Here is a 5,092-nt window from a genome sequence, read left to right as displayed (position 1 = left end):
GCTTGCGGTAGCGTAGCGGACGCAAGGTTCCATTTTTGACAGAATGGATAGTTGGAAGTAAACTTTAGGAAATAAATCTGATGAATCTATACCCAAGGGGTATCTCTAATTATTTCCAACTGTCAATAAGTTTACTCTGTCATTCATCCGCTGAGATTAGACCATAAAAGTCAATTATGATATAATAGTATAGTTTTAAATCTTTTTAGCGAGGAATTAGTATGAATTATGGAAAAAGAGGTATCGTACATCAGGCCAGAACCCTGAACTCCGGTACCGATAAATGGGGCAAGAAGTTTTCTCTTTTTGGATTCTATATTCTTCTTGCACTTATCATAGGAATGGTGATCATTGGAACCAGCGCTGGAATTGGCGTATTCAATGGAATCAGAGACGGTGCTCCTGATATATCCAACATTGACGTTACACCTTCAGGTTTTTCAACCTTCGTATACGACACCGACGGCAATCAGATCGCCAAGCTGGTATCAACAGATTCCAACAGAATCCCTGTAACCTGGGACATGATCCCGGAAAATCTTGCTCACGCCTTTGTGGCTATCGAGGATGCGAGATTTTACGATCACAATGGTATTGACGTTCAGGGTATCGTCAGAGCTGCATTCGTAGGCGTTACAAGCGGTAACTTCTCACAGGGTGCCAGTACCATTACCCAGCAGCTTCTTAAGAACAACGTATTCTCCGGATGGACAGATGAGTCCTTTATCGAGAGTGTAAAGCGTAAGATCCAGGAGCAGTACCTTGCAGTCCAGCTTGAAAAGACCATGAGTAAGGAGGACATCCTTCTTAACTACATGAACACCATCAACCTTGGACAGAACACCCTTGGTGTTCAGGCTGCTTCTCTTCGTTACTTCAATAAGCCAGTTACAGACCTTACTCTGTCAGAGTGTGCAGTTATCGCAGGTATCACCCAGAACCCCAGTAAGTTCAATCCGATAACTCATCCTGACAACAATGTGGAGCGTCGCGACAAGGTTCTTCGTCTTATGCTCGAGCAGGGATACATCACTCAGGTTGAGTACGATCTGGCCATGAACGATGATGTTTACTCAAGGATCCAGAATGTAAACCAGGAAACCGGCGGAGATACAACAATCAACTCTTACTTCGTCGACGCACTGACCAACGACGTTTTAGAGGACCTTATAGCTGCTGGTTACAACGAGACACAGGCATATACACTTCTTTACAGCGGCGGCCTTAAGGTTTACTCAACACAGAATCCTCAGATACAGAAGATCTGTGACGAAGTATTTACGGACGAGAGCAATTACCCTGAGGGCACGAAATATCTTTTAAACTATGAGCTCTCAGTTCAGGCTCCTGACGGAACAGTAACAAACCACTCAAGCGAGATGTTCCAGGCTTACTTCAAGCAGCAAAAGAGCTCTTTCGACATGCTCTTTGACTCCCATGAGTCTGCAGAAGCGGCTATTGAGGAATATAAGTCTGTTGTGGTTGGCACAGATGATGAGATACTTGGAGAAAAGATAAATCTCGTTCCACAGCCTCAGGTATCCATCACAATTGAGGAACAGAGCACAGGCTACATCGTAGCCATGGTTGGTGGACGCGGTCAAAAGACAGCCAGCAGAACCCTTAACCGTGCTACAGACACCTACCGTCAGCCAGGTTCAACCTACAAGGTTCTTTCAACCTATGCTCCTGGTATAGACAGTGCGGGGCTTACACTTGCTACAGTGTTTAATGATGCTCCTTTTGCTTACGCTAACGGAACTTTGGTACGAAACTGGTGGGGATCATCCTACAGAGGCCTTAACACCGTAAGAAGTGCCATTAGAGATTCCATGAACGTTATCGCTGTTGAGGCAATTACACTTATCACTCCTCAGCTGGCCTTTGATTACCTTAAGAACTTCGGATTTACTACACTTGCAGAAAACGTCACCATCAACGGCAAGGTTTACTCAGATATCCAGCAGTCAACTGCTCTAGGTGGTCTGACATATGGTGTAAAAAACATCGAGCTTAATGCAGCTTATGCAGCCATCGCCAACGGCGGTGTTTACACTAAGCCAAAGCTCTACACCAAGGTTGTTGATCACGATGGCAACGTAGTTCTGGATAACACAGAAGTTGAGTCCAAGCGTATTATAAAAGAGACCACTGCATTCCTTCTTACAAGTGCCATGCAGGACGTTGTAACAAGCGGTACCGGTGGGTCAGTTAACTTTGGCACCACAGCCATCGCAGGTAAGACAGGAACCACATCTGACTACAACGATGTTTGGTTTGCAGGTTATACCAACTACTACACAGCCACAACATGGACTGGCTACGACAACAACGCCAAGATGACAGCTTCTGCAGAAAAGAACCTGTCCAAGACCATGTGGCGTAAGGTTATGGAAAAAGTACACGAAGGTCTTCCATATTCATCCTTCACTGTACCTAGTGGTATTACTTCTGCGACAGTATGTGCAAGATCAGGTAAGCAGCCTATTCCAGGGCTTTGCGACGGAACACTTTACTCAGAGTACTTTGAGGAAGGAACTGTTCCTACAGAGAGCTGTGATGTTCACTATGCAGGAACAATATGTGCTCTTGACGGACTTCCAGCCTGCGAGACCTGCCCATTTAAGGCAGCCGGAGTATTTGAACTTACACCTGAGGTTCCACCGGCACTTCAGTCAGGATTTGTAGACTACTCTCCTTCCAACTCTGCATATACCACCACAACTGATGAGAACGGCAATACAGTCACCGTCCTTAACCAGTGCAGACACACGCCAGAGTATATGAGCCAGGAAGGAATTGAGGGAATTATTGCAGGAGAACAGGATCTTCTCAATCAGGCAGCTGCCGCCGCAGCCGCTGCTGCAGCCGAGGCAGGAGGAGCTCCTCCAGCACCAGCTCAGGAAACAGTTGTAGATACCGTTCCAGAGAACGTAGCTGCTGGTAACTAAGGCAATATTTATAAATGTACAAAATATGAGCCGGATCATAAAGATCCGGCTCTTTTTTACATCAAACTTGTAAGCATGAAAAAAGCTGTGTGCAAATGAATGCAAACAGCTTTTTAAGTCTGCGGATAACAGGACTTGAACCTGCACGGTCGCCCACTGGAACCTAAATCCAGCGCGTCTGCCAATTCCGCCATATCCGCATGTTCTTATATAAGAAAACCCCTAATTCCAAAGGAATAGGGATTTTTCAATGAGACACGGGGGATTCGAACCCCCGACAACTTGATTAAAAGTCAAGTGCTCTACCACCTGAGCTAGTATCCCATATATGGATGAGTGTCATCCGTTCAGAAAGCGGCTCAATAAATCACAGCCGTTAGCAGGGCTAGCCGGATTCGAACCGTCGTATGCAGCAGTCAAAGTGCTGTGCCTTACCGCTTGGCGATAGCCCTGTATGCCTAACAATAGGATCCACAGTAAAAACTCTGCTTGGGATTAGGGTGGCTAGAGGGACTCGAACCCTCGGTCTCCAGAACCACAATCTGGCGCGTTAACCAACTACGCTATAGCCACCATATAATAGGAATGGGATACACACTAAACTCGAAAATACCTCGTTAAGTGTGAACCCATGGCTCGCACCAGGCTCGAAAAGACCTCACCAGGTGCTCTGCACAAAAAAATGTGCCCGAAGGGATTCGAACCCCCGACCCACGGCTTAGAAGGCCGTTGCTCTATCCAGCTGAGCTACGGACACACATAAATAAAAAGCTTGAATCAAGCTTAAGCGGGTGATGGGAATCGAACCCACGTATCCAGCTTGGAAGGCTGGTGTTCTACCATTGAACTACACCCGCGTACGATTTTAATCCTTAAAAAAGTCGGGGTGACAGGATTCGAACCTGCGACCCCCTGCTCCCAAAGCAGGTGCTCTAGCCAAGCTGAGCCACACCCCGTTGTCTTAGTTACAAAGGCTAAAACCGTAACGCAAGAGATATTATATAATGGTAGGGGATGTATTGTCAACACGTTTTTTAATGTTTTTTATTAATGCTACAAATGCCCACAAATAGGGTATAATCATCATTATGAAAAAAGTAAATATCACAGAAGGTCCTATTTGGAAGAATATGCTTGCCTATTTTTTTGCATTACTTCTCGGGGCTTTTTTTCAACAATTTTATAATACTATAGATGCAGTCATTGTGGGCAGAGCTGTAAGCAGTGATGCTCTTGGAGCTGTGGGCGGATCTTCTGCCATGGTAGTCAGCCTGTTTTTGGGTTTCTTCTTGGGACTATCTTCAGGTGCCACCGTTGTTATTTCGCAATTTTATGGGGCAGGAAGGCAAAATGAGGTTGAGAGGTCTGTACATACCTCAATCGCTATTGCGCTCTTTGGAGGAGCAATTATCACCGTTATAGGGTATGCTATCGCTCCATGGATAATATCTGCCATGAAGACTCCACTTGAACAGTCAGCTGCATCCACTTTGTACCTTAGGATTTATTTCCTTGGTATGATACCAAACCTTGTTTACAACATGGGAGCTGGAATATTAAGGGCTGTAGGCGATTCAAAGAGGCCTCTTATCATCCTGGTAATTAGCTGTTTCGTAAATATATTCCTTGATGTTCTGTTTGTAATAGTTCTTGGTATGGGCAAAAAAGGCGATGCCTACGGTGTTATGGGCGTTGCGATCGCTACAATACTGTGTCAACTTTTGAGCGCAGTTATCGTAGTTGTCATGCTTTCAAAATCCCAGGATATGCATAAGCTGTATATTCGCAGGATCAAGCTTGATATGCTGATGTTTGTTAAGATCATCAAGATTGGTCTTCCTGCTGGCTTTCAGACAACCATGTACAGTCTTTCAAATATCCTGATTCAGGCATCGATCAACGGATTTGGCAATAACACAGCTGCAGCCTGGGCTGCATATGGCAAGATTGACGTAATCTTCTGGATGACTGTAAGTTCTCTGGGAACTTCCGTTACCACTTTCTCAGGCCAGAACTATGGCGCAGGACGCTATGACCGCGTTCGTAAGAGCGCAAGGCAGGCATTTATCATTGCGGCAGTGATCACAATCCCGCTAAGTATCATAATGTACTTTAACGGAGCACTCTTACTTAAGATATTT

At 45.3% G+C, this 5,092-nt stretch carries 2 protein-coding genes and 7 tRNA genes; 2 read left to right on the top strand and 7 right to left on the bottom strand.

Features of this window, described 5'->3' with window-relative positions:
• Window positions 1-221: 221 nt before the first annotated feature.
• A complete protein-coding gene (locus J6I68_RS01565) occupies window positions 222-2,951 on the top strand; it encodes a transglycosylase domain-containing protein (RefSeq protein ID WP_292216665.1) in 2,730 nt (909 codons plus the stop codon).
• Window positions 2,952-3,071: 120 nt separating this feature from the next.
• Here J6I68_RS01565 and J6I68_RS01560 read toward each other — a convergent pair.
• The 7 genes from J6I68_RS01560 to J6I68_RS01530 form a co-directional block, all read right to left on the bottom strand.
• A tRNA-Leu gene (locus J6I68_RS01560) sits at window positions 3,072-3,151 on the bottom strand.
• A 51-nt stretch (window positions 3,152-3,202) separates the two neighbouring features.
• Window positions 3,203-3,275 (bottom strand) — tRNA-Lys (locus tag J6I68_RS01555).
• A gap of 56 nt (window positions 3,276-3,331) precedes the next feature.
• Window positions 3,332-3,403, bottom strand: a tRNA-Gln gene (locus J6I68_RS01550).
• A 47-nt stretch (window positions 3,404-3,450) separates the two neighbouring features.
• Window positions 3,451-3,524: transfer RNA gene (locus tag J6I68_RS01545), tRNA-His, on the bottom strand.
• A 110-nt stretch (window positions 3,525-3,634) separates the two neighbouring features.
• A tRNA-Arg gene (locus J6I68_RS01540) sits at window positions 3,635-3,708 on the bottom strand.
• A gap of 29 nt (window positions 3,709-3,737) precedes the next feature.
• A tRNA-Gly gene (locus J6I68_RS01535) sits at window positions 3,738-3,808 on the bottom strand.
• 24 nt (window positions 3,809-3,832) lie between these two features.
• Window positions 3,833-3,907, bottom strand: a tRNA-Pro gene (locus J6I68_RS01530).
• 132 nt (window positions 3,908-4,039) lie between these two features.
• On the opposite strand from J6I68_RS01530, the gene J6I68_RS01525 reads away from it, so the two are divergent.
• On the top strand, window positions 4,040-5,092 hold a 1,053-nt coding region (locus J6I68_RS01525; protein ID WP_330622361.1), incomplete at its 3' end, for an MATE family efflux transporter.

The organism is Butyrivibrio sp. (assembly GCF_017940685.1).
Lineage (GTDB): Bacteria > Bacillota > Clostridia > Lachnospirales > Lachnospiraceae > Butyrivibrio.
This window is presented reverse-complemented; position numbering and strand designations above follow the sequence as displayed.